Source organism: uncultured Abyssibacter sp. (assembly GCF_964000955.1).
GTDB lineage: Bacteria > Pseudomonadota > Gammaproteobacteria > Nevskiales > OUC007 > Abyssibacter.
The window spans coordinates 1-2,843 of the sequence record NZ_CAXFCL010000021.1 but is presented as its reverse complement, the minus strand read 5'-3'; the positions used below and the strand labels follow the sequence as shown (position 1 = coordinate 2,843).

The window sequence follows — 2,843 nt, the reverse complement described above, 5'->3', positions numbered from 1 at the left end:
GCGCTTGCACGGCGGGCGAGCGTGGCGCGATCGGATAGCGGATCGATGCCGACCCCTTCACGGAAGGCTGCCCGCCAGTCCAGTGTGGCGAACCCGTCCGCCCCGGACGATGCAAGCCGCACGATGGTGGCGACCTCGTCCATCAGGGACCGCATGCTCCAGCCCGGGCGATACCACTCCAGCATCGTGAACTCGGGCTGGTGCAGCCGGCCGATCTCACCGTGGCGGTAGACCTTGCCCAGCTGGTAGATCGGGCGCCGGTGCTCGGCGAGCAGGCACTTCATCAGCGCCTCGGGCGAAGACTGCAGGAACGCCGGATCGGCGTCACCGACGGTAGCTGTCGCGGGAATCAGCGGGTCGGATGCGCAGGTCGCGCGCAGCAGCGGCGTATCGACCTCGAGAACACCCTGCTCCGCGAAGTATGCGCGGATCGTCGCGAGCAACGTCGCGCGACGCGACAGCCGCTCCCAGCTCAGTCCGGAGCGGCCATGATCTCGCATCGAGCTATTCTTTGACGCGGGAGACGTACTCCGCCGTGCGGGTGTCGACCTTCAGCAGTTCGCCCTCTTCGACGAACAGCGGGACGCGTACCACGGCGCCGGTTTCCAGCGTGGCCGGCTTGCCGCCGCCACCGGAGGTGTCTCCGCGAACGCCAGGATCGGTCTCGGTCACCTTGAGCTCGACGAAGTTCGGCGGCTCGACGGAAATCGGTGCTCCGTTCCAGAGCATCAACTTGCAGATGTCCTGCTCCTTGAGCCAGACCTTGTTGTCACCCACCGCGACTTCGTCCGCGGAATACTGCTCGAAGCTGCTGGGCTCCATGAAGTGCCAGAACTCACCGTCGTAGTAGAGGTACTGCAGTTCCAGCTCCATGACATCGGCGCCCTCGACCGAATCACCGGACTTGAAGGTCTTTTCAACCACCTTGCCGTTCTTGAGGTTGCGAACACGAACGCGGTTGAAGGCCTGGCCCTTGCCGGGCTTGACGAATTCGTTTTCAACGATGGTGTAGGGGTCACCGTCCAGGAGGATCTTCAGGCCGCTCTTGAACTGGTTGGTGGCGTAGGTCGTCATAGGGTCTCGCTCGCGCTGCGCCGCGACCGACGCGGCACCGATAGAATAAACGGGATATGGAAGCGCGCATGATACAGCCTGAACCGTCACCGACCGAGCCCCCGGAAGTCCTGCGCTCGCCGCGCGAGCTGCTGGCCGATCGTGGCATTGCCGAAGCGGCACTGGATTTCCGCGTGGATCACAGTCCGGATTTCCCCTTTCGCCTTCCGCGCGCTCTGGCCGCGCTGATCCGTCACGGTGACCCCCGGGACCCGATCCTGCGCCAGGTACTGCCCAGCCTGGAGGAACGCGAGGCGGACCCGTGGACATCCACCGACCCGCTGGCCGAGTCCCGTTTCGCATCACCCGGCGGCATCATCCGCAAGTATCCCGGCCGGGCGCTGCTCGTCACCACCGGCGCCTGCGCCATCCACTGCCGCTACTGCTTCCGCCGGCATACCGATTACGGCGCCACCGGCATGGGCCGCCAGCTGCACCAGGCCATCGAGACCCTGGGCGCCGATTCGACGATTCGCGAGGTCATTCTGTCCGGTGGCGACCCGCTGGCGCTTAGCGACCATCGGCTGATCGAGTTGATCCACGGCCTGGAGGGCATCGGACACCTGGACACGCTGCGGCTGCACTCCCGCACGGCCACGGTTGATCCCGGCCAGCTAAGCGATGCGCTGATCCGGGTGCTGGGCGCGAGCAGACTGCATGTCGTGCTGGTGACTCACGTCAATCACGCCCGCGAAATCGGTGATCTGGCCACCGCCCGCCTGGCCGCACTGCGACGCGCCGGCGTCACCCTGCTGAACCAGTCCGTGCTGCTGCGGGGCGTCAACGACGACAGTCAGACGCTCGCCGCGCTGTCCCGGACGTTGTTCGAAATCGGGGTGTTACCCTACTACCTTCACGCACTGGACCCGGTGGCCGGTGCCGCCCATTTCCGCGTTTCCGACACCCGCGCATTGCACATCATGCAAGAGCTACGAGACTGTCTGCCCGGCTATCTGGTCCCGCGCTTCGTCCGCGAAGTCCCCGGCGACGCGTCCAAACGCCCGGTGGCCTCCGTGCAGGCCGCTCATGGAGTTAACACGCCGTGACCCGGCCGCAGCAGAGAACCCAGCTCATCGTCGCGTCGCGGACCGAGAATCTGGCCAACGCGATCCAGAACGAACTGCGGAGTTCCGGCATCCAGACGCAGGTGCACTGGCCCTCCGCCGGTGACGAGTTCGGCTCGATGCTGGCCAGCCTGACACCGGAGATGGTGCTCTGCGAGGAACGCCTCAAGGATCCCGCCGTGGAGGACGTGATCCGGGCGGTCCGGGATTTCGACCCCGATCTTCCGGTGCTGGTCATGGGCGACCATGTCACGCTGATGCGGACCGTCGGTGCACTCGACCTCGGCGCACGGGATTTCGTCTCGTCCCAGGACATGCGCCATCTGACGCTGGTCGTGCGCCGCGAGCTGGAATGCTACGAGGACCGGCGCCGCATGCATGCGCTGTTCAAGCGAACGCAGGAGCTGGAAACCCGCGCGCGCAGCCTGCTCAAGGAAACCGGCGATGCGGTCCTGCATGTCGTCGAGGGTGTCATCACCGAAATCAACCCGGCCTTCCTCGGCTTGCTGGGCCGCACGACCGGTGACGAGGCGCTGATCGGCCAGCCGATTCTCGACGTGGCCGCACCGGACGATCAGCCGTCGCTCAAGACCGTACTCAAGCGCGCGCGCAAGTCGCCAAATGCGGAGATCGAGACCGAGATCCGCCTGCTCGACCGGGACGGCG

The 2,843-nt window shown here is 65.9% G+C and carries 4 protein-coding genes; 2 read left to right on the top strand and 2 right to left on the bottom strand.

Annotated elements, in window-relative coordinates:
* Both ABNS06_RS00700 and efp read right to left on the bottom strand, forming a co-directional pair.
* Positions 1-500: amino acid--tRNA ligase-related protein (locus ABNS06_RS00700; protein ID WP_348671983.1), on the bottom strand; the 500-nt coding region annotated here is incomplete at its 3' end.
* Positions 501-504: 4 nt separating this feature from the next.
* Positions 505-1,074: an elongation factor P gene (gene efp, locus ABNS06_RS00695; RefSeq protein WP_348671981.1), complete on the bottom strand. Its 570-nt coding sequence runs from the start codon at positions 1,072-1,074 to the stop codon at positions 505-507.
* Positions 1,075-1,142: 68 nt separating this feature from the next.
* Here efp and epmB point away from each other — a divergent pair, with 68 nt between their 5' ends.
* On the top strand, positions 1,143-2,159 hold the full coding sequence (epmB, locus tag ABNS06_RS00690; protein WP_348671979.1) for an EF-P beta-lysylation protein EpmB: 1,017 nt from the start codon (positions 1,143-1,145) through the stop codon (positions 2,157-2,159).
* Positions 2,156-2,843 (top strand): PAS domain S-box protein (locus ABNS06_RS00685; protein WP_348671977.1); only part of this gene is annotated, 688 nt, incomplete at its 3' end. The genes epmB and ABNS06_RS00685, both read left to right, overlap by 4 nt.

Coding starts and splice junctions, on each gene's coding strand:
- efp (WP_348671981.1), bottom strand. CDS start 1,074: ATGACGACCTACGCCACCAACCAGTTCAAGAGCGGCCTGAAGATCCTC.
- epmB (WP_348671979.1), top strand. CDS start 1,143: ATGATACAGCCTGAACCGTCACCGACCGAGCCCCCGGAAGTCCTGCGC.